A 19655-nucleotide genomic window follows, 5' to 3' on the forward strand; every position below is an offset into this window, starting at 1 on the left:
CACGAGCACCGTCATCGTTGCTCCGGGCGCGCGACGCACCACTGTGCGGGGGAGAGACTTTCGAGTCATTCCCGACCCTTCGCGAAAGGTGCAGTGCGCCGTTGGAAATCCCTGTCTGGTTCGAGATCACGTCGATGGTCGTCCTCACGATCATCCTGATCGCCGATCTGCTGCTCATCCGGCTGCGGCCGCACATCCCTTCCACGAAGGAGTCCACCCTCTGGGTGGTGTTCTACGTCGGCCTCGCGCTCCTCTTCGCCGTGCTCCTCGGCAACGTCGGCGGCTGGCAGAATGCGGGTGACTTCATCACCGGCTGGGCACTGGAATACAGCCTGTCGATCGACAACCTGTTCGTGTTCGTGCTGATCATGGCTCAGTTCGCGGTGCCGCGACGTCTCCAGCAGCAGGTGCTGATGGTCGGCATCATCATCGCCCTCATCCTGCGTGGCCTGTTCATCCTCGCGGGCGTCGCGATCGTCGAGAACTTCTCGCCGATCTTCTACATCTTCGGGGCGTTCCTCATCTGGACGGCGATCCGTCAGGCCATGCCGGACGGAGACCACGAGGGTGAGGTGCAGCGCGAGAACTTCGTCGTCCGCCTGCTGCGGCGTCGGATCGACATCAGCGAGACGTACGACGGGTCCAAGATCCGCACCACGGTGGACGGCAAGCGCATGTGGACCCCGATGGTCATCGTCTTCATCACCATCGGGGTGACGGACCTGATCTTCGCGATCGACTCCATCCCCGCGATCTTCGAGATCACGACCAACGGATTCCTCGTCTTCGCGGCCAACATCTTCGCGCTCATGGGTCTTCGTCAGCTCTACTTCCTGCTCGGCGACCTGCTCGACCGTCTCCGCTACCTGCACTACGGCATCGCCGTCATCCTGGGCTTCATCGGTGTCAAGCTGATCCTCCACGCCCTGCACGTCAACGAGCTGCCGTTCATCAACGGCGGCGAGCACGTCGAATGGGTGCCCGACATCAGCAACATGGTCTCGCTCGGGGTGATCCTGGCGTCGATGACCATCGCGACGATCGCGAGCCTGATCGCCTCCTCGCGGGAGAAGCGAGCGGCGAGGGTCGCGACGCCGGCGGAGTGAGCTCCCTCAGCGTCGCCGACGTCTCACTCGTCTGACCACAGAAGCTCGGCCTCGAGCGTGAGGTCGATGATCTGACGGAGCAGCGACCCGACTGTGGCGGACTGCAAGAGGGCGTATCTGTCGTACTCGCCGAGAGGTGCGATCGCCGCGAGCTGCCATGCCGCGGCGATCGGATCGTCCGAGAGCTCCGTGCCGGAATCCCACGGGGCCTCGGGCGTGCGTGCGAGGGTGCGCCGCACGATGGCCTCGGCCTCCGTGCGCATCGGGGTGAGCTGGTCGTTCCAGTCGAGCTCCGGCAGCGGCGTGACCTCGGCTCGGGGATACGGCTCGTCAGCCAGCCACTCGTCGACCGAGAACCGCTCGGTGCCGACGGCGACGGCGACCAGCGCGTCAGCGCCGGTGGAGATGCTGACCAGCCGCGCGGTCGTCCCGATGCGACGGCGCTGGTCGCCCCCACCGACCTCCTGGCCGCGTTCGATGAGAACGACACCGAATCGCGGGTCATCCTCGTCCAGAAGCCGCCCGATCAAGGTGAGATAGCGCGGCTCGAACACGCGGAGCGGAAGCGGGGTGTACGGGAACACCACCGAGCCGAGCGGGAACATCGGGAGGGCGGTCATGGCACCAGTCAACACCGAGAGACGTACAGTGAACAGATGCGCAGACCTCGCCCCGAAATCCCCGCCGCCGGTCAGGAGTCCGTCTGGGACTACCCGAGGCCGCCGCGCGTCGAGCCCGTCGGCGAGCGCATCACCATCCGCCTTGCGGGGAACCTGATCGCTGACACCCGCGATGCCGTGCGTGTGCTGGAGACGAGTCACCCTCCGGTGTATTACCTTCCGATGGCCGACTTCGTCCCCGGCGCACTGGTCGAGGCCTCGGGCTCGTCGTTCTGCGAGTTCAAGGGGGCCGCCCGTTACTTCGACGTGCGCAGCGGAGACACCCTGCGCCAGGGGGCGGCCTGGAACTACCCGCATCCCTCTCCGGGCTTCGAGATGCTGACCGATCGGGTCGCCGTCTACGCCGCGCCGATGGACGAGTGCACGGTCGGCGGCGAGGTCGTGGTACCGCAACCCGGCGGGTACTACGGCGGGTGGGTCACCTCGTCCGTCGTCGGTCCCTTCAAAGGCGGGCCGGGCTCGCTGGGCTGGTGACGGTCGCCTGACGGCCGGTCAGAACGCGTGCAGGTTCGCCTGCAGGCCGCCGTGCGAGTACTCCCGGCGGAGGATGCCGCGACGGCGCAGGATCGGCACGAGCTCGTCGAGCGTGCGATGCAGCGTGACCGGATGGAAGTCTCCCCACAGCAGCACGCCGTCGTTGCCCCATTCGCCGAGCTCTTCGATCAGGTCGGCGAACTCGTCCGCGGTTCCGACGAAGCCCGTCCGATCGCTGATCCGTCCGGTCCGGGCGAGCGCCGTCAGGTGCGCGCGCAACGGGGCGTCCTCTCCACGGTCGCCGATCAGACGCTGAATGCTGCCGCGCGAGACGTGGGAGCCGAAGAGCGAGGGAGGCAGGGGTTCGTCGAGATCGAGGGAGGTCAGATCGGTCTCGAGATCGCTGGACTGCTTGCGGGCGATCTGCAGGAGTGCTCCGTCGTCGGGGTGCGCGGAGGCCGCCACGACGCGATCCGCCTCTTCGCGCGACGGCGTGATCACGGGTTGGATGGCGAACAGGACCTTGACGTCCTCGGGGCGTCGTCCTTCGGCGACGGCAGCCGCGTGCACCCGGGAGCGGTAGTCGCGCACCGACTTCTCGTTCAGCGGTGCGAGGGCGAGTTGCACATCGGAGTTCGCGCCCGCGAACCCGAGCCCGCGACCGGAACCTCCGGGGAGACGATCGCAGGGTCGCCGTCGGTGAAGGGGAGGGCGTTGAGCGGGCCGTCGAAGGCGAAGTGCTCGCCACGGTGCTCGACAGCGCGCAGCCGCGAGCCGTCGGCGAACACGTCGGTCGCGCGATCGGCGATGAGGGCGCCGTCCTCCCAGCTGTGCCACAGGGCACGGATCCCGGCGAGCCATTCCTCGGCGCGGTCGTACGCCTCGTCGTGGCCGAGCTGCGGGGCGTCGGAGAAGTGACGCGCGCTGCCGGTGTCGGTGACCACGTTGAGTCCCAGCCGATGTCCGCTCGCGTGCTGCAGGGTCGCGAACTGGCGCGCCGCTGTATAGGGGAGGTGCGCCGCAGGGTTCACGGTCGGCACCACACCGAGATGCCTCGTCGCCTGGAAGAGGTAGGGGGCCAACAGCAGCGGATCGTGCTTCGGCCCGCCGAACGCGTGGCGCACGCGCAGGTCGATCGTCGAGGGCGAACCCAGCGACGGCGCGTCCTCGATGATGACCAGGTCGAACCCCGCCTGCTCGAGCGTCCGTGCCGCCTCCTGATAGACCTCGGGACGCGTCCAGTCGTAATCCCAGTCGAGGGACGGGTACCCCCAGCCCTGCGGCCCGAAGCCGCGGGCGAGGAACCAGCCGAAGTGCTGAAGGCGGCTCATGCCACCGTCTCCCGCACGCCCTCGAGCACCTGTGCCAGATCCGAGAGGAGGTCGTCGAGGTCCTCGATGCCCACCGAGAGCCGGAGCGTGCCCGCACGCACGCCGAGCCCCTCGCGCTCCTGCTCGGTGCGCTGAGCATGGCTCGTCGTCCCGGGGTGCAGGACCAGGGATCGCACATCGCCGAGGTGCGTCATGTGCGTGAACACCTGCACCTGCTCGACGAATCGTCGTGCTGCCGGGAGGCCGCCCCGGAGCGTGAACGTGAACACCGAGCCGAATCCGCCTTCCAGGTACCGGTTCGCGGTCGCGTGGTCAGGGTGCGACGGCAGGCCGACGTAGTCGACGCTTTCCACCTCCGGATGCTCTTCGAGCCAGCGGGCGATCTGCAGGGCGCTGCGGGATTGCCGCTCCACGCGCAGTCCGAGTGTTTCCACGCCCTGGCCGATCAGGAACGCATTGAACGGGGAGGGCGAGGCGCCGAATCGCGGAGCCACCGACTCCCGGGCATAGGCGATGCGAGCGCGGCCTCCGTGGCGCGCGAAGACGCTGGCCGCGTCGCCGCGGCCCGGGAGCACGAGATGGGGCGCGTTGTGGCCTGCGCCTTCGGCGTCGAAGCGTCCGTCGTCGACGATCACGCCACCCAGCACGGAACCATGCCCGGCGAGGAACTTCGACGCCGAGTGGACCACGATCGCGGCGCCGTGTTCCAGAGGGCGCAGAATCGCCGGTGTCGCGAGGGTGTTGTCGACGATCAGCGGGATCGCGAACTCTTCCCCGACGGTGCTGACGGCGCGGATGTCGAGCACGTCGTTGCGGGCGTTCGCGATCGATTCGGCGAACAGCGCGCGGGTGTTCGGGCGGATCGCGCTCCGCCAGGCGTCCGGGTCGGCGATGTCGTCGATGAACGTCGTCTCGATGTCGAGCCGCGCGAGGTTGTCGAGGAGCAGGCCCCGGGTGCCCTCGTAGATGTGCGTGGACGACACGATGTGGTCGCCGGCGGCCGCGACGGTGAGCAGGGCTGTGGCGACCGCCGCCTGGCCGCTGGCGACGAGCACGGCGTCCGCGCCCGACTCCAGCGCGGCGAGCTGGCGTTCCACGGCGCGGACGGTCGGGTTCCCGGTGCGGGTGTAGCCGAAGCCCGCTCCGGTGCGGAAGTGGTCGGCCGCGTGATCGAAGTCGTCGAACTCGAAGCCCGCCGTCAGGTAGATCGGTGTCGCGCGCGATGCGGCGGTCTCCCGGTCGCGCGCCGCATGGACCGCGCGGGTGGCGAAGCGGGGGTGTGCGACGGTCATGCGGTGCCTCTCGGTCGTTCGGTGCTCAACAGAGTGTCATGGCGGATCGGAGCACGGCCGAGCGGTGGTAATCTGACGTCATGCGGACCGTGCTCCTTCTTCTTATGGGCCGCGACGAGACCTCGATCTAGAGCCCCTCCTCGTCGCGGAGTCCATCGTGGGCCGAACCGTCAGCCACAGGAGACACGCAATGACCACCCCCGCACACAGTGCTGATCCGTCACGCCGCAGGACACTCGCCGAGAAGGTCTGGGACGACCACTTGGTCGTCAAGGGCGACAACGGCGAGCCCGACCTGATCTACATCGACCTGCACCTCGTGCACGAGGTGACGAGCCCCCAGGCCTTCGATGGGCTGCGCACCGAAGGACGACCGCTGCGCCGGCTCGACCTCACGATCGCGACCGAGGACCACAACACGCCGACCTGGGAGATCGACAAGCCGATCGCCGACCTCACCAGCCGCACGCAGATCGAGACCCTGCGACGCAACGCGGCGGAGTTCGGTGTGCGTCTGCATTCACTCGGTGACGCGGAGCAGGGCATCGTGCACGTCGTCGGGCCGCAGCTCGGTTTGACCATGCCGGGGATCACGGTGGTCTGCGGAGATTCGCACACCTCGACCCACGGGGCGTTCGGTGCGATGGCGTTCGGTATCGGCACGAGCGAGGTCGAGCACGTCATGGCCACGCAGACGCTTCCGCTCAAGCCGTTCAAGACGATGGCGATCAACGTCGACGGGACACTGCGTCCCGGGGTCACGGCGAAGGACATCATCCTTGCGGTGATCGCGAAGATCGGCACGGGCGGCGGGCAGGGCTACGTGCTCGAGTACCGCGGCAGCGCGATCCGCGCCCTTTCGATGGAGGGGCGCATGACGATCTGCAACATGTCGATCGAAGCCGGTGCGCGCGCAGGCATGGTCGCTCCCGACGAGACGACCTTCGCGTACCTCGAGGGGCGCCCGCACGCGCCCAAGGGCCAGGATTGGGAGGACGCGGTCGCCTACTGGCGCACGCTGCCGACCGACGAGGGCGCGACGTTCGACGCCGAGGTGTTCATCGACGCCGACGAGCTCGAACCGTTCGTGACCTGGGGGACCAACCCCGGTCAGGGAAGCTCGCTGTCCGCCTCCGTGCCGGACCCGGCGCAGATCGTCGATCCCAACGAACGTGCCGCGGCGGAGCGTGCGCTGGAGTACATGGACCTGACCCCCGGCACGCCGCTCAAGGAAGTGCCGGTGGATGCGGTCTTCATGGGGTCGTGCACGAACAGTCGCATCGAGGACCTGCGCGCCTTCGCCTCGGTCATCGAAGGCAAGAAGAAGGCCGACGGCGTCCGCGTGATGGTGGTTCCCGGATCCGCGCGGGTGCGTCTGGAGGCCGAGGCGGAGGGCTTGGACAAGGTCATCAAGGACTTCGGCGCGGAGTGGCGCTTCGCCGGCTGCTCGATGTGCTTGGGCATGAACCCCGACCAGCTCGCGCCGGGGGAGCGCTGCGCCTCCACATCCAACCGCAACTTCGAGGGCCGTCAGGGCAAGGGAGGGCGCACACATCTCGTGTCGCCGCTCGTCGCCGCCGCCACCGCGATCCGTGGCACGCTGTCCAGCCCGAGCGATCTGACCGAAGGGTTCTGAATCATGGAGAAGTTCACCACTCACACCGGCATCGCGGCGCCGTTGAAGCGCTCGAACGTGGACACCGACCAGATCATCCCCGCCGTCTTCCTCAAGCGGGTCACCAAGACCGGCTTCGAGGATGCGCTGTTCCACGGATGGCGCCAGGACCCGGAGTTCGTCCTCAACCAGCCTGCGTTCCAGGGGGCGTCCGTGCTTCTCGCCGGACCCGACTTCGGCACCGGCTCCAGCCGTGAGCACGCGGTCTGGGCCCTGCGCGACTTCGGCTTCAAGGTCGTGCTCAGCCCTCGTTTCGCCGACATCTTCCGCGGTAATTCCGGCAAGCAGGGCCTCCTCGCGGCGACCATCTCCGAAGAGGATCTCGAGCGTTTCTGGGCCGAGATCGACCGGAATCCCGGGGTGTCGATGACCGTCGACCTCGAGGCGCGGACGGCGTCCATCGGCGACGTCCAGGCCGACATCGGGATCGACGATTACACTAGATGGCGGCTCCTCGAAGGGCTCGATGACATCGGGCTCACGCTGCGCAACGAAGACAAGATCGCGCAGTTCGAGGCCCGTCGCGAGTCGTGGCGGCCACGGACCCTTCCCGTTCAGTAGACGGTGGGGGCGGGGGAGCCAGGGGCAACCCGCCCCCGAAATCCGTAAATGAAGTGAGGCTCCGAATGACGACACCTGTGCGCGACGCTCTTCCGGACGGAGTCCCTGCACTCACCGGAGACGTCCTCGCCATTCGAGGCGGACGTCCGCTCCGCGGCCGTGTCGACGTCAAGGGCGCGAAGAACCTGGCCACGAAGGCCATGGTCGCGTCCCTCCTCGGCGAGACCGTCAGCACGCTACGAGACGTCCCCGCCATCAGCGATGTCGCCGTCGTGCGTTCGCTGCTCGAGGTGCACGGCGTCCGGGTCTCCGAGGGCGACGAGCCCGGTTCGCTCGTGTTCGACCCCAGCGACGTGGAGTCCGCACACTTCGAGGAGATCGACGCGCACGCGGGGGCCTCCCGTATCCCGATCCTGTTCTGCGGCCCGTTGCTGCACCGTCTCGGACAGGCGTTCATCCCCGACCTCGGCGGGTGCCGCATCGGCGACCGCCCCATCGACTTCCACCTGGACGCACTGCGCAAGTTCGGCGCGATCGTCGAGAAGCTCCCCAGCGGCATCCGCCTCTCGACCGGGGGAACGCGTCTGCACGGCGCCAACATCCATCTCCCGTACCCGAGCGTCGGCGCGACCGAGCAGGTTCTGCTCACGGCCGTCCGCGCCGAGGGGGTCACGGAGCTGCGCAACGCAGCCATCGAGCCCGAGATCATGGACCTGATCGCCGTGCTGCAGAAGATGGGCGCGATCATCTCCTACGAGCCGAACCGCGTCATCGTGATCGAGGGCGTCGAGAAGCTCCGCGGCTACGACCACCGGTCGATCTTCGACCGCAACGAGGCGGCATCCTGGGCCTCCGCCGCGCTGGCCACCGACGGCGAGATCTTCGTCGGCGGCGCCAAGCAGCAGGAGATGCTGACGTTCCTCAACGTCTTCCGCAAGGCGGGCGGCTGGTTCGACATCCAGGAAGACGGCATCCTGTTCCGTCGCGACGGCGAGATCAAGCCCGTCGTGATCGAGACCGATGTTCACCCCGGCTTCATGACCGACTGGCAGCAGCCGCTGGTCGTCGCGCTCACCCAGGCACACGGTCGCTCCGTCGTTCACGAGACCGTGTACGAGAACCGGATGGGCTTCACCGATGCGCTGGTCAAGATGGGCGCCGACATCGTCGTCCACCCCCGGGGTCTCCAGGACGGCCCGCGTCGGGTCCCGCGTCGCGACCTCGAGCAGGCTGCCGTCGTCACCGGCCCCACGCCGCTGCACGGCGCTGACATCGTGGTCCCCGACCTTCGCGGCGGCTACAGCCACGTCATCGCGGCGCTGACCGCCACCGGGGAGTCGAAGGTGTCCGGCGTCGACATCCTCAGCCGCGGCTACGAGAAGTTCCTCGCCAAGCTCGACGCGCTCGGCGCCGACTTCGACGTCATCCGGTGACCGAAGTGGCGTCCCGATCATCGGAGACGAAGCGCCCGAGCATTTTCTGGCCGCTCGCGGCGCTGGTGATCCCTCCGGTCTCCCTGATCGCGAAGATCCGCGTCCGCGGGGCGGAGAAGCTGCCGCGTGAGGGCTCGTTCGTGCTGGCCCCGAACCACTACTCGGAGTTCGATCCGCTCATCGTCGCCGTCGCCGTCTGGCGTGCCGGTCGTGCGCCGCGCTTCATGGCCAAGGAAAGCCTCTTCAGGGTGCCGGTGCTCGGCTGGTTCCTGCGCCGCACCGGGATGATCCCGGTCGCTCGCACTTCATCGGCCGCGTCCGCTCGGCAGACGATGAAGCAGTCGGAAGAGCTCGTCGAGCACGGTCGGGGTGTGATCGTGTACCCCGAGGGCACGCTCACACGTGATCCCGAGCTGTGGCCGATGCGCGGCAAGTCGGGCGCGGTGCGTCTGGCACTCGCCGACGGCATCCCGCTGATCCCGATGGCCCAGTGGGGAACCCAGGCGATCATGGGGCGCTATCAGAAGGGTCTCAGCCTCTGGCCGCTGCGCAAGCCGGTCCGCGTGCTCATCGGAGATCCGGTCGATGTCGCGGATCTGCGTGAACGTGCGGGCGAGCCTGCTGCCCTCAATGAAGCCACCGATCGACTCATGAACGCCATCACCGCTCTGCTCGAGGAGCTTCGAGACGAGAAGTCCCCGGCGGAGCGCTGGAACCCCGCGAACCACGGCCAGAAGGAGACCGGGCGCCTTGACTCCTAAGAGAACCGTTCCGAGCGGACCGCGCGTCACGGTGATTGGCGCCGGCAGCTGGGGGACGACCTTCGGCAAGATCCTCGCCGACGGCGGCGCACACGTCACGATGTGGGCCCGGCGTGCAGAACTCGCGCAGGAGATCAACGAGGCCAAGCGCAATTCACGCTACCTCCCGGGCATCAACCTCCCGCGGACGATGGCGGCCACCCACGAACTCGCGACATCGCTCGACGGCGTGGAACAGGTGTACCTGTCGGTGCCGAGCCAGTCGCTCCGCGAGAACCTGAAGGCGCTGCGCCCGTTGCTCGCCGACAGCGACACCAAGGTGATCAGCCTCATGAAGGGCGTCGAACGCGGCACGGGTCTGCGCATGAGCCAGGTGATCCAGCAGGAACTCCGCTGCGATCCCGACCGCATCGCCGTGGCATCGGGGCCGAACCTCGCACTGGAGATCGCCCGGGAGCAGCCCACCGCAGCGGTGATCTCCTCCCGTAGCCAGGAGACGGCCGATGTCGTCGCGCGCGCGGCTCGCAACCAGTATTTCCGCACCTTCGTGAACACCGACGTGATCGGCACGGAGTTCGGCGGCGTCCTCAAGAACCTGATCGCGGTCGCCATCGGCATCGTCGACGGCGTCGGGTACGGGGAGAACACGAAGGCATCGATCATCACGCGCGGACTCGTCGAGATGACGGACTTCGCGGTGGCCAACGGTGCGCATCCGGAGACGCTCCAGGGCCTGGCCGGTCTCGGCGACCTGATCGCCACGTGCCAGTCGCCGCTGAGCAGGAACAACACGGCGGGACGCCTGCTCGGCCAGGGGTACAGCTTCCAGGACGTCGTGAAGCAGATGCAGCAGACGGCGGAAGGTCTCGCCTCCGTCGCTCCGATCCTGCAGCTCGCGCGCGAAGCCGAGGTCGACATGCCCATCGTCGAGCAGGTGAAGATGGTGCTCGACGGCAAGATGGATCCGCGGGACATCGCACCCCACCTGACGACGGACGACGACACCCCGCAGGGTGAGAGGACCAACCATGGACAAGCAGACGGTGGTGGTGCTCTTCGGCGGGCGCTCCAGCGAGCATTCGATCAGTTCCGCAACAGCGGGGGGCGTGCTGGGAGCGATTGATCGCGACCGGTATGCCGTGATCCCGGTGGGCATCACCCGCGAGGGTGCATTCGTGCTGGAAGACGACGATCCCGCGAAGTTCCCGCTGGATGCGGCGCATCTCCCGGAGGTCGTCGACAACGGCACTCGTGTGCTGTGGCCCGAGCCGGGTGGTGACCGCACACTGCGCGTCGTGCAGGCGGACGGCTCGGTCGAAGGCTTCGGCGAGATCGATGTGGTGCTGCCCATCCTGCACGGACCGCACGGCGAGGACGGCACGATCCAGGGCTACTTCGATACCCTCGAGGTCCCGTACGCGGGCGGCGGCGTGCTCGACTCCGCGCTCTGCATGGACAAGCACTTCATGAAGATCGCCCTCCAGGCCGCGGGCATCGCCGTCGCCCCGTGGGTGACCGTGCGCCGCCGGCAATGGGACGGTGACGCCGCAGACGTGCGCCGCCGTGCCGCCGCGCTCGGCCTGCCGCTGTTCGTGAAGCCGGCGCGCGCCGGTTCGAGCGTGGGCGTGTCGAAGGTCGACACCGCGGACGAGCTCGACGCCGCGCTGGCCGTGGCCTTCGCGGAAGACGACAAGGTGCTGATCGAGACCGGCGTGAGCGGTCGCGAGATCGAAGTCGCCGTCCTCGAGGGCGCCGACGGGGTCCGGGCGTCTCTGCCGGGCGAGATCGTGCTGACGTCCCGCGGCTTCTACGACTTCGAGGGCAAGTACCTCGGCGGCGACGGCGTCGATGTCGTGTGCCCGGCGGAGCTGACCGATGCCGAGACCGCAGCGATCCAGCAGGCGGGTATCCGCGCGTTCGACGCGGTGGACGGTCGGGGACTCGCCCGGGTCGACATGTTCCTGACCCCGACGGGCGAGTTGGTCGTCAACGAGCTGAACACGATGCCCGGCTTCACGCCGATCTCGATGTTCCCGAAATGCTGGGTCGCCTCGGGGCTGAGCTACGGCGAACTGATCACCGAGCTGGTCGAAGCGGGCCTCCGCCGCTGAACATCGAGTTCCCCGTGGCGATCAGCTCGCGGGGAACTCGACCCGATCGGTGCACTTCGCCGTGGCCGGGGCGAGCCCGGACTGGATGCTCTGCGAGATCGAGTCCACGATCGACTGGAAGTCGATCTGCTCGCCGCGCCGGATGTTCAGCTCGACCGCGGGATCCCGGCCGTAGGTGACGAGGCGCTGACGTTCCTCCTCCTGCTCGAGGACCAGCCAATCGACGCCCCCCAGCGTGGTGCACACGAGGGCGGAGGGAGCCGGCGGCTCGACGCCGCAGCGCAGCGCGACCGCGGTGGGCTCGCCCCACGCGCCGGTGGCCTGGGCATCCGTCCACACGCGGTCGAGACCGGCGACGTTGTCGGGCAGCAGGACCGACACCGAGGCGCATGCGGGATTGTTCGCATCGTCGGCCGGTTCGAGGTGCACGGTCGTCGCGCAACCGGAGAGGACGGCGGAGAGGGTCACCGCGCCTGCGAGGGCAGCGAGGCGACGGGAACGAGGCATGCTTCCAGGCTACCGTTGACAGCATGCCCTCCCGACCCGACGCCGACGATCCACGCCTCGGCGATGTCTCCGAAGGACGCATCCTCCACGCGATCCTGAGCCGAACGTCTTCCGCCTCGCACGCCCTCATCGGCCCGGGGGACGATGCCGCGGTCGTGGCGACCCCCTCGGGCAGTGTGGTCGCGACGACCGACACCCTGGTGCACGGACCTGACTTCCGCCTTGCCTGGTCGAGCGGATACGACCTCGGCTGGAAGGCCGCGGCCGTGAATCTGGCGGATGTCGCTGCGATGGGCGCACGTCCGACGGCACTCCTCGTCGCGTTGGCCGTGCCCGCCGATCTCCGACTCTCCTTCGTGGAAAGGCTCGCAGACGGCTTCCGGGACGCCTGTGACGCCCTCGCGCCCGGTTGTGCGGTCGTCGGAGGGGATCTGACGGTGTCGGATGTGCTGACGGTCGCTGTGACGGCGCTCGGAGATCTCGAAGGCAGAGCGCCGGTGACCCGCAGCGGGGCGCGTCCTGGCGACGTCGTCGCGGTGGCGGGAGAACTCGGTCACGCCGCTCACGGACTGGCGGTGCTGTTCGGACGCTTTCGTGACGGAGACGTGCCGGTGGCGGTCGACCCGGCGATGCTCGCCGCAGGGGAGAGCGCGGCGGTGGCCGCGCAATTGCGCCCCTCTCCGCCGATCGGACTCGGTGCGGTCGCAGCATCGGCCGGCGCCAGCGCGATGATGGATGTGTCGGACGGGCTCGCCCTCGACGCCCGGCGGATGGCTGCGGCCTCCGAGGTCACCATCGCGCTCGACCGCGAGACACTCGGTGATGACCCCGAGCGTGCGATCGCCGGTGGCGAGGACCATGCGCTGCTCGCGACTTTCCCCGCGGATGCGCTTCCGCCGGGCTTCCGTGCGATCGGACGGGTGCTTCCGCGCGGCGCGGAGGACCTGCTGTGCGACGGTTCTCCGGTCGAGGTCAGCGGGTGGGACCCCTATCGCGACTGGGACTCGGTCTCGGGCTGAGCGTCGGACGTCTTCGGCTCGTCGTCCGCCCGGGGCTCGGCCCACCAGAGGGCGGTGTCGCCGTAGGTCTTCTCCCGGAACAGGTCGAGGCCGGCGGCGGGAAAGTCCGGTGGCGTGGATCGGCGTGCACGTTCGACCACGACGACGGCATCGGGGGACAGGAGCGGCGCGAGCGCGACGAGATCCGCTGTCATCGCGGCATCGTCGAGGTCGTACGGCGGATCGCTGAAGACCAGATCGAAGGGGCCGGTCGCCCGCTGCAGGAACGTGCGGACCGCGCCCTCGTGCACATGGCCCGGCGCCATGCCGCCGGCCTTCGCCACGGCCGCGGCATTGCGGCGCACGATCGCGGCAGCCTGTCGTCCGCGCTCCACGAACTCCGCCGACGCCGCGCCCCGGCTCAGCGACTCGAGGCCGAGAGCACCGGATCCTGCATACAGGTCGAGGACCCGGGCTCCGTCGATGGCACTCAGTGACTCGAGTGCGCCGAAGAGCGACTCACGCACACGGTCGCTGGTGGGGCGCGTTCCCGCACCGGGTACTTCGAGTCGAGTGCCCCTGGCTCTGCCCGCGATGATCCTCGTCACCCGTTCACGATACGACAGCAGCGGTGCGGCCGGTGTCGGTCGGGTTCCCTAGACTCGGAGCATGTCGCTCTCGCTCGATTCCTCGCTGGAGGACGCGCTCGGCGCGGCGTCTGCCAAGACGCTCGGTCGTGCGTTCGCCATGCGGAGCGTCGGTGACCTCCTGGCGCACTACCCGCGCCGGTACGCCGACCCGGGTGAGCTGACCCCGATCCGTGAGCTGCCGCTCGGGGAGACGGTGACCATCGTGGCAGAGGTGCTCTCCTCGAGCTTCCGGCGTATGCGCAACCGCCCAGGAGCCATGGTCGACGTGGTGATCGGAGACGGCATCGGACGCATGTCGCTCACGTTCTTCGCGAAGAACGTCGGGGCAGCGGAATGGCGCTCCAAAGATCTCGCCGTGGGACGACGGGGAGTCTTCTCCGGAAAGGTCGGAGAGTTCAACGGAGTAACGCAGTTCGCGCATCCGGAGTACGAGCTCTTCGACGATGAAGACTCCGCGCGCCGGAGCGCAGACGCGCGTGCGGCTGTTCCCATCCCGATCTATCCGGCCACCTCGACGATCCAGACCTGGCAGATCGCCCGGCTCATCGGACGGGTGCTGGACGACCTCGCCGAGGTGCCCGACCCGCTGACCAAGGACATCCGCGAGAGCGAAGAGCTGCTCACGGCCGGCGAGGCGCTCGAACGTATCCACCGCCCGCGGACGCGCAACGACATCGATCCGGCGGTCCGCACTCTCCGGATGCATGAGGCTCTCACATTGCAGACGGCGCTCCTGCAGCAGCGGGATGCGGTCCGGGCGCTCTCGGCGACGGCCCGTCCGGCCGGTCCCGGCGGACTCCTGGAGCGCTTCGACGCGGCGATGCCCTACACGCTGACGCCCGATCAGGAGACGGTCGGCGCGCAGATCGCGGCCGACCTGATGGGATCCTGGCCGATGAACCGGCTCGTCCAGGGTGAGGTCGGTTCGGGTAAGACCCTCGTCGCGCTGCGGGCGATGCTGCAGGTCGCCGAGAGCGGAGGCCAGGCCGCTCTGATCGCCCCCACCGAAGTTCTGGCCGGCCAACATCTGCGTTCCATCGCGAAGATGCTGGGCCCGGAACTGGCGCCGCTGCTGATGCCCACGCTGCTGACCGGGCAGCTTCCCGCTGCCGAAAGACGCAAGGCCGCCCTCCGGGTCGCCTCGGGTCAGGCGCTCATCGTGGTCGGCACGCACGCCTTGCTGGGGGAGAAGACCACCTTCGCCGATCTCGGCCTCGTGGTGGTGGACGAGCAGCACCGCTTCGGCGTCGAACAGCGTGAGGCACTTCGCGCCAAGGGGTCGAGTCCGCACGCACTGGTCCTCACGGCGACGCCGATCCCGCGAACGGTGGCGATGACGGTGTTCGGCGACCTCGACACCTCGGTCATCCGGACGATGCCGGCCGGCCGCGCAGGCATCGAGTCCTTCGTGGCACCGCTGGCCGAGCACCCGGGATGGTTCAACCGGGTCTGGGAGCGCGCGGCAGAGGAGATCGCGCAGGGCCGCCAGGTCTTCGCCGTGTGCGCCGCGATCGATACCGCCAAGAAGACCGCGGAGGCCGGTGAGCAGCCGCCTCTCGCCCCCGATGGGGCCTCCGGCCCCCGGTGGGGGGTGGTGCAGCTCGATGAGGCGCTGGCGACGCATCCGACGCTCGGCGGGATCCGTCGTGCCGTGCTCCACGGCCGGATGCCTTCGGAAGAGAAGGATGCGGTGATGCAGGCGTTCGCGCGCGGTGACATCGATCTGCTCCTGGCGACCACGGTCATCGAGGTCGGCGTCGATGTGCCGAATGCATCGACGATGATCGTGCTCGATGCCGACAGGTTCGGTGTGTCCCAGCTGCATCAGCTGCGAGGGCGCGTCGGCCGTGGCGGCGTGCCTGGTCTCTGCTTGCTGGTCACGGAAGCGGAATCCGGGTCCCTCGCGCGAGAACGCGTCGACGCGGTCGCGGCGACGCTCGACGGTTTCGCTCTGGCGGAGGTCGATCTGGGGCTGCGCGGCGAGGGCGATGTGCTCGGCGCGGCACAAGCCGGCGTGCGTTCCTCGCTGAAGCTTCTCCGTGTCGTGAAGGATGCGGGTCTCATCACCCGAGCGCGTGAACTGGCCGAGACGATCCTCGTGGCAGACCCTGCTCTCGAGGCGCATCCGGGCCTGCGTGAGGCCATCGCCCGCCGGGTGAGTGACGAGGACCGTGCGGCGCTCGCGAAGAACTGAGGTGCGCGCGAGGTGCCCTAGGCTGGTGGCATGAGCAGCAGGATCGCCGTCGTCCCGGGTTCCTTCGATCCGCCGACCCTGGGTCATCTCGATGTGATCCGTCGGGCCGCGGCCCTGTACGACGAGCTGCACGTGCTCGTGGTGCACAACCCGGGCAAGGAGGCGATGCTCCCGATCGCACAGCGCCTGTCGCTGCTGGAGCGTTCGATCGCCGACGACGGGATGTCGGGGAACATCGTGATCGGGTCATGGACCATGGGTCTGCTGGTCGACTATGCGCGCGATGTCGGCGCCGGTGTGCTCGTGAAGGGCATCCGCTCCCAGATCGACGTCGCGTACGAGTCCCCGATGGCGATCGTCAATCGGCACCTCGCCGGCATCGAGACCGTGTTCCTGCTGCCCGACCCCTCGCATGCGATGGTCTCGAGCTCCCTGGTGCGTCAGGTCGCTTCGCTCGGCGGCGACGTCGCACCGTTCGTTCCGCCGGCGGTTGCCGACTTCCTCGACACGGGGGCCCGCGGAATCTGACCGCCGTTCCTGAGCACGGGCTCGGCGCGACCCTGGGGCGACCCGGGTAGCATGGCGGAGTGCGCTCTCGAATGAACGGTCCCTTCGTGCTCCCCGTCCGCGACATCGTCCGGCGACCGGGGGAGATGCGTGAACACGAGTTCTCCGTGGCTCTCAAAGAGGCATGGGGCGAGGGCATCGTGACGTTCGAAGCAGGCTCCGAGATGGCCCTCGATGTGCGGCTGGAGTCCGTTCACGAGGGGGTTCTCGTGTCCGGAACCGCCGATGCAGAATACGTCGGCGTCTGCGGCAGATGCCTGATCGACATCGCCCGGCCCGTCGAAGTCGAGTTCCAGGAGCTTTTCGCGTATCCTGGTGAGGAAGAAACTGACTTCGAGGTTCAAGACGACCACGTGGATCTTGAAACTCTCGTCAGGGATGCGGCCGTATTGTCGCTTCCTTTTCAGCCGGTGTGTCAGCCGGATTGCCCGGGTCTCGACCCGAAAACGGGTGAGCGACTGGCCGTGAACACCGGAACGGAGCAGGTGGCTCCCATCGATCCTCGATGGAGTGCGCTCCAGAACATCACAGACCAAGACGGCGCGGAAGAATCTCGCGCCGCCGAGAAAGAAGAGAGCTAGTCATGGCTGGTAACCCCCCGAAGCGCAAGGTTTCCCGTTCGAACACCCGCTCGCGCCGCGCGCAGTGGAAGGCGGCTCCCGTCGCCCTCGTCAAGACCATCGAGAACGGTCAGGTCGTCTACAGCCGTCCGCACCAGGCGAAGGTCGTCACCGACTCGCAGGGCACCGAGCTCTTCCTGGAGTACAAGGGCCGCAAGGTCGCCGACGTCTGAGTCGCGAACCGTGACGGAGGTCCCCGGGGGGACGAGACCTCTCCCAGATAAGCTCCGCGTCGAGATCGACGCGGAGCTTCTGGGGTTGGCCCTCACCCACCGCTCCTACGCGTATGAGCACGGCGGGATACCGCACAACGAGCGCCTGGAGTTCCTCGGCGACTCGGTGCTCGGGCAGGCGGTGACCGTCATGCTGTTCACCACGCACCCGGACCTCGACGAGGGCGAGCTGGCGAAGCGACGTGCGAGCGTCGTCTCGACCGTCGCGCTTGCAGAGGTGGCGCGGGGGATCGATCTCGGCAGTCACCTGTTGCTCGGACGCGGAGAAGAGCAGACCGGTGGTCGCGATAAGGATTCGATCCTCGCCGACACCATGGAAGCGGTGATCGGGGCCACCTATCTCTCCGCAGGACCGGATGCGGCCACGGAACTCGTCCTGCGTCTCACGAAGCCACTGCTCGCCGATCCGGAGCGCTACGGCGCGGCGATGGATCCCAAGACGAGTCTGCAGGAACTCGCCGCCCGCGTCGGTGCGACGCCGCCCCAGTACTCGATCGAGGCGAGCGGTCCCGATCATGACCGTCGTTTCACGGCGACCGTCGTGGTCGGTGACGTGACCATGACCGGCACCGGCAGCAGCAAGAAGACCGCGGAGATGGCGGCCGCCCTCAGCGCCTGGCGCACGCTCAGCGCGCGTGCCTGAGCTCCCTGAAGTCGAGGTCGTCCGCGCCGGCCTCGCGCCGGCCGCTGTCGGATCCCTGATCACCTCGGTGAGCGTGTTCGATGAACGCGCGCTCACGCGGCACTCCGCCGGCGCTGAGGACTTCGTCGCCCGGCTCGAGGGGCGACTTTTCGTGGCGGCCTCTCGCCGGGGGAAGTTCCTCTGGCTTCCGCTCGATGATGACGACTCCGCGTTGATCGCGCACCTGGGGATGAGTGGGCAGATGCTCCTGCGCGCACCGGAGGCTACCGCGGAGCGACACGAACGTGTGCGCATCGGCATCGAGCATCCCGAACATGGCGAACTCGCGATCGTGTTCGCAGACCAACGCACCTTCGGCTCGCTCGCGGTCGACGCCCTGGTAGACGACGGCGGCTCGAGGATTCCGACCCAAGTCGTCCACATCGCCCGCGACCCGCTCGACCGCCGCTTCGATGACGACGCCTTCCGCGCGGCGCTCGCCCGGCGTGGCAGCGCGATCAAGCGGGTCCTCCTCGATCAGGGCGTGGTGAGCGGTATCGGCAACATCTACGCCGACGAGTCCCTCTGGGCGGCGCGCATCCACCCCGAGACCCCCGCGGCCCGCCTGTCGACGCCGTCGGTGCGCAGACTGCTGGCCGAAGTGCGCAGCGTGCTGGAGAAGGCGCTTGCCGAGGGCGGGACGAGTTTCGACGCCCAGTACGTCAACGTCAACGGTCAGGCGGGTTATTTTGCTCACTCCCTCAACGCCTACGGGCGACAGGGAGAACCCTGCGCACGATGCGGCACGAGTATCCGTCGTGTGTCGTTCATGAACCGCTCGTCGCACTTCTGCCCGTCCTGCCAGCGACGACGATAGTTCTCACCCACTTGCGCAGTTCACGATTCTCTACGGCCTCGCTTCTCGTCACACCGGTGCGGCGTCGGAGAGCGTTGAGGCCTGCCAGTCACTCGTCGTGGGCCCTCCGTCGAGGGCGCGCCATCGGATCGATAGCGAAGCCGGGCCGCCGATGTCGGAGCGTATCGTTGTTCATAGACCCTGGAGGGTCTAGAGTGTCGGGTATGTGGACCGTCGACCTTGGGGTGATCGAGGCTTGGCTGATGAAACTGGATGACGACACGTACGACCAGGTCATTGCCGCCATCGAGCTCCTCCAGGACCACGGCCCGCAGCTGGGACGCCCCATTGTCGACACGGTGAAGGGGTCCGCGTACAAGAACATGAAGGAGCTTCGTCCGGGCTCATCCGGTGCGTCGGAGCTGAGGGTGCTGTTCGCCTTCGATCCCCAGCGACAGGCGATCTTGCTGGTCGCCGGGGACAAGGCCGGCAACTGGAAGAACTGGTACCGGGAGAGCATTCCGATCGCAGACGCTCGGTTCACGGAGCATCTGGCCCAGCTGAAGAAGACAGAGAACGACGAGACCAAGAGGAAGTGATCACGATGGCTCTTACCCCGGAGCAGCTGCTCGAGAAGCGTCCTGCGAACCGTGCACGTGTCGACATACACAAAGAGCGCATGCTGGGCGAGGTGCGGGCGTACCGGCTGCGCGAACTCCGTGAGCAACTCGGACTCAGCCAGGCGCAGCTCGCTGAACGTATCGGCGTTGGTCAGCGTCAGGTCTCGAAGATCGAGAACGGCGATCTCGACAGCGCGCGCGTCGGCACAGTCCGGAAGTACATCGAAGCTGTCGGCGGAGACCTTGTCATCGAGTATGTCGCCGGCGATAGTCGGCTGCAGGTGGCCTGAACAGTCGGAGGCGATGCTCAGCAAGGTCGCACTCGCTTACCCGCAGCCTCGTTCATGAACCGCTCGTCGCACTT

21 protein-coding genes and 1 pseudogene are annotated in these 19655 nt (G+C 68.0%); 17 read left to right on the forward strand and 5 right to left on the reverse strand.

Going from position 1 to position 19655, the window contains the following annotated elements:
• Positions 1-101: 101 nt before the first annotated feature.
• Positions 102-1106, forward strand: a complete 1005-nt coding sequence (locus E0W80_RS00615; protein ID WP_131490915.1) for a TerC/Alx family metal homeostasis membrane protein — start codon at positions 102-104, stop codon at positions 1104-1106.
• 23 nt (positions 1107-1129) lie between these two features.
• On the opposite strand, the gene E0W80_RS00620 is transcribed toward E0W80_RS00615, so the two are convergent.
• Entirely contained in the window at positions 1130-1726 is a 597-nt protein-coding gene (locus E0W80_RS00620; RefSeq protein ID WP_131490916.1) for an LON peptidase substrate-binding domain-containing protein, read from the reverse strand.
• A 36-nt stretch (positions 1727-1762) separates the two neighbouring features.
• Between E0W80_RS00620 and E0W80_RS00625 the strand changes: the two genes are divergently transcribed.
• On the forward strand, positions 1763-2260 hold the full coding sequence (locus tag E0W80_RS00625; protein ID WP_131490917.1) for a DUF427 domain-containing protein: 498 nt from the start codon (positions 1763-1765) through the stop codon (positions 2258-2260).
• Between the two features lie 18 nt (positions 2261-2278).
• On the opposite strand, the pseudogene E0W80_RS00630 reads toward E0W80_RS00625, so the two are convergent.
• A pseudogene (locus E0W80_RS00630) lies at positions 2279-3591 on the reverse strand (LLM class flavin-dependent oxidoreductase).
• Positions 3588-4883 carry a PLP-dependent transferase gene (locus tag E0W80_RS00635; RefSeq protein ID WP_131490918.1) on the reverse strand — a complete coding sequence of 432 codons (1296 nt, stop codon included), beginning with the start codon at positions 4881-4883 and terminating at the stop codon, positions 3588-3590. Before E0W80_RS00635 ends, E0W80_RS00630 begins: the two are co-directional and overlap by 4 nt.
• Before the next feature lie 190 nt (positions 4884-5073).
• Here E0W80_RS00635 and leuC point away from each other — a divergent pair, with 190 nt between their 5' ends.
• From leuC to E0W80_RS00665, 6 genes are all read left to right on the forward strand, one after another.
• Positions 5074-6519 carry a 3-isopropylmalate dehydratase large subunit gene (leuC, locus tag E0W80_RS00640; RefSeq protein WP_047523945.1) on the forward strand — a complete coding sequence of 482 codons (1446 nt, stop codon included), beginning with the start codon at positions 5074-5076 and terminating at the stop codon, positions 6517-6519.
• A gap of 3 nt (positions 6520-6522) precedes the next feature.
• The gene (gene leuD, locus E0W80_RS00645) at positions 6523-7119 is read left to right on the forward strand and encodes a 3-isopropylmalate dehydratase small subunit (protein ID WP_047523946.1); all 597 of its coding nucleotides are present in this window, start codon (positions 6523-6525) and stop codon (positions 7117-7119) included.
• 65 nt (positions 7120-7184) lie between these two features.
• Entirely contained in the window at positions 7185-8552 is a 1368-nt protein-coding gene (murA, locus tag E0W80_RS00650) for a UDP-N-acetylglucosamine 1-carboxyvinyltransferase (RefSeq protein WP_131490919.1), read from the forward strand.
• Entirely contained in the window at positions 8549-9313 is a 765-nt protein-coding gene (locus E0W80_RS00655; RefSeq protein WP_131490920.1) for a lysophospholipid acyltransferase family protein, read from the forward strand. Before murA ends, E0W80_RS00655 begins: the two co-directional genes overlap by 4 nt.
• A complete protein-coding gene (locus E0W80_RS00660; protein WP_131490921.1) occupies positions 9303-10436 on the forward strand; it encodes an NAD(P)H-dependent glycerol-3-phosphate dehydrogenase in 1134 nt (377 codons plus the stop codon). The genes E0W80_RS00655 and E0W80_RS00660 overlap by 11 nt, the downstream gene beginning before the upstream one ends.
• Positions 10342-11424: a D-alanine--D-alanine ligase family protein gene (locus E0W80_RS00665; RefSeq protein WP_131490922.1), complete on the forward strand. Its 1083-nt coding sequence runs from the start codon at positions 10342-10344 to the stop codon at positions 11422-11424. Before E0W80_RS00660 ends, E0W80_RS00665 begins: the two co-directional genes overlap by 95 nt.
• A 21-nt stretch (positions 11425-11445) precedes the next feature.
• On the opposite strand, the gene E0W80_RS00670 is transcribed toward E0W80_RS00665, so the two are convergent.
• Complete coding sequence (locus E0W80_RS00670; RefSeq protein WP_047523951.1) at positions 11446-11931, reverse strand: DUF3515 family protein; 486 nt, start codon at positions 11929-11931, stop codon at positions 11446-11448.
• A 23-nt stretch (positions 11932-11954) separates the two neighbouring features.
• Between E0W80_RS00670 and thiL the strand changes: the two genes are divergently transcribed.
• Positions 11955-12950 carry a thiamine-phosphate kinase gene (gene thiL, locus E0W80_RS00675; protein WP_131490923.1) on the forward strand — a complete coding sequence of 332 codons (996 nt, stop codon included), beginning with the start codon at positions 11955-11957 and terminating at the stop codon, positions 12948-12950.
• Here the strand turns inward: thiL and rsmD are convergent.
• Entirely contained in the window at positions 12920-13537 is a 618-nt protein-coding gene (rsmD, locus tag E0W80_RS00680; protein WP_131490924.1) for a 16S rRNA (guanine(966)-N(2))-methyltransferase RsmD, read from the reverse strand. The genes thiL and rsmD overlap by 31 nt on opposite strands.
• 61 nt (positions 13538-13598) lie before the next feature.
• On the opposite strand from rsmD, the gene E0W80_RS00685 reads away from it, so the two are divergent.
• From E0W80_RS00685 to E0W80_RS00720, 8 genes are all read left to right on the forward strand, one after another.
• Positions 13599-15773 (forward strand): ATP-dependent DNA helicase RecG, encoded by a 2175-nt coding sequence (locus E0W80_RS00685; RefSeq protein WP_131490925.1) that lies wholly within the window; start codon positions 13599-13601, stop codon positions 15771-15773.
• A gap of 30 nt (positions 15774-15803) precedes the next feature.
• Positions 15804-16301 carry a pantetheine-phosphate adenylyltransferase gene (coaD, locus tag E0W80_RS00690; protein WP_047523955.1) on the forward strand — a complete coding sequence of 166 codons (498 nt, stop codon included), beginning with the start codon at positions 15804-15806 and terminating at the stop codon, positions 16299-16301.
• A gap of 71 nt (positions 16302-16372) precedes the next feature.
• Positions 16373-16921 carry a DUF177 domain-containing protein gene (locus tag E0W80_RS00695; protein ID WP_131490926.1) on the forward strand — a complete coding sequence of 183 codons (549 nt, stop codon included), beginning with the start codon at positions 16373-16375 and terminating at the stop codon, positions 16919-16921.
• Positions 16922-16923: 2 nt separating this feature from the next.
• Positions 16924-17133 (forward strand): 50S ribosomal protein L32, encoded by a 210-nt coding sequence (gene rpmF, locus E0W80_RS00700; RefSeq protein WP_017830754.1) that lies wholly within the window; start codon positions 16924-16926, stop codon positions 17131-17133.
• A gap of 10 nt (positions 17134-17143) precedes the next feature.
• Positions 17144-17836, forward strand: coding sequence for a ribonuclease III (gene rnc, locus E0W80_RS00705; RefSeq protein WP_047523957.1), 693 nt, complete (start codon positions 17144-17146; stop codon positions 17834-17836).
• Entirely contained in the window at positions 17829-18692 is an 864-nt protein-coding gene (mutM, locus tag E0W80_RS00710; protein ID WP_131490927.1) for a bifunctional DNA-formamidopyrimidine glycosylase/DNA-(apurinic or apyrimidinic site) lyase, read from the forward strand. Before rnc ends, mutM begins: the two co-directional genes overlap by 8 nt.
• A 203-nt stretch (positions 18693-18895) precedes the next feature.
• Positions 18896-19270 carry a type II toxin-antitoxin system RelE/ParE family toxin gene (locus tag E0W80_RS00715; protein ID WP_131490928.1) on the forward strand — a complete coding sequence of 125 codons (375 nt, stop codon included), beginning with the start codon at positions 18896-18898 and terminating at the stop codon, positions 19268-19270.
• Between the two features lie 5 nt (positions 19271-19275).
• A complete protein-coding gene (locus tag E0W80_RS00720) occupies positions 19276-19581 on the forward strand; it encodes a helix-turn-helix transcriptional regulator (RefSeq protein WP_131490929.1) in 306 nt (101 codons plus the stop codon).
• Positions 19582-19655 lie beyond the last annotated feature (74 nt).

Source organism: Microbacterium sp. PI-1, from assembly GCF_004337555.1.
GTDB lineage: Bacteria > Actinomycetota > Actinomycetes > Actinomycetales > Microbacteriaceae > Microbacterium > Microbacterium aurugineum.

Coding starts and splice junctions, on each gene's coding strand:
- E0W80_RS00620 (WP_131490916.1), bottom strand. CDS start 1,726: ATGACCGCCCTCCCGATGTTCCCGCTCGGCTCGGTGGTGTTCCCGTAC.
- E0W80_RS00625 (WP_131490917.1), top strand. CDS start 1,763: ATGCGCAGACCTCGCCCCGAAATCCCCGCCGCCGGTCAGGAGTCCGTC.
- E0W80_RS00635 (WP_131490918.1), bottom strand. CDS start 4,883: ATGACCGTCGCACACCCCCGCTTCGCCACCCGCGCGGTCCATGCGGCG.
- leuC (WP_047523945.1), top strand. CDS start 5,074: ATGACCACCCCCGCACACAGTGCTGATCCGTCACGCCGCAGGACACTC.
- leuD (WP_047523946.1), top strand. CDS start 6,523: ATGGAGAAGTTCACCACTCACACCGGCATCGCGGCGCCGTTGAAGCGC.
- murA (WP_131490919.1), top strand. CDS start 7,185: ATGACGACACCTGTGCGCGACGCTCTTCCGGACGGAGTCCCTGCACTC.
- E0W80_RS00665 (WP_131490922.1), top strand. CDS start 10,342: ATGGACAAGCAGACGGTGGTGGTGCTCTTCGGCGGGCGCTCCAGCGAG.
- E0W80_RS00670 (WP_047523951.1), bottom strand. CDS start 11,931: ATGCCTCGTTCCCGTCGCCTCGCTGCCCTCGCAGGCGCGGTGACCCTC.
- thiL (WP_131490923.1), top strand. CDS start 11,955: ATGCCCTCCCGACCCGACGCCGACGATCCACGCCTCGGCGATGTCTCC.
- E0W80_RS00685 (WP_131490925.1), top strand. CDS start 13,599: ATGTCGCTCTCGCTCGATTCCTCGCTGGAGGACGCGCTCGGCGCGGCG.
- coaD (WP_047523955.1), top strand. CDS start 15,804: ATGAGCAGCAGGATCGCCGTCGTCCCGGGTTCCTTCGATCCGCCGACC.
- E0W80_RS00695 (WP_131490926.1), top strand. CDS start 16,373: ATGAACGGTCCCTTCGTGCTCCCCGTCCGCGACATCGTCCGGCGACCG.
- rpmF (WP_017830754.1), top strand. CDS start 16,924: ATGGCTGGTAACCCCCCGAAGCGCAAGGTTTCCCGTTCGAACACCCGC.
- E0W80_RS00715 (WP_131490928.1), top strand. CDS start 18,896: ATGTGGACCGTCGACCTTGGGGTGATCGAGGCTTGGCTGATGAAACTG.
- E0W80_RS00720 (WP_131490929.1), top strand. CDS start 19,276: ATGGCTCTTACCCCGGAGCAGCTGCTCGAGAAGCGTCCTGCGAACCGT.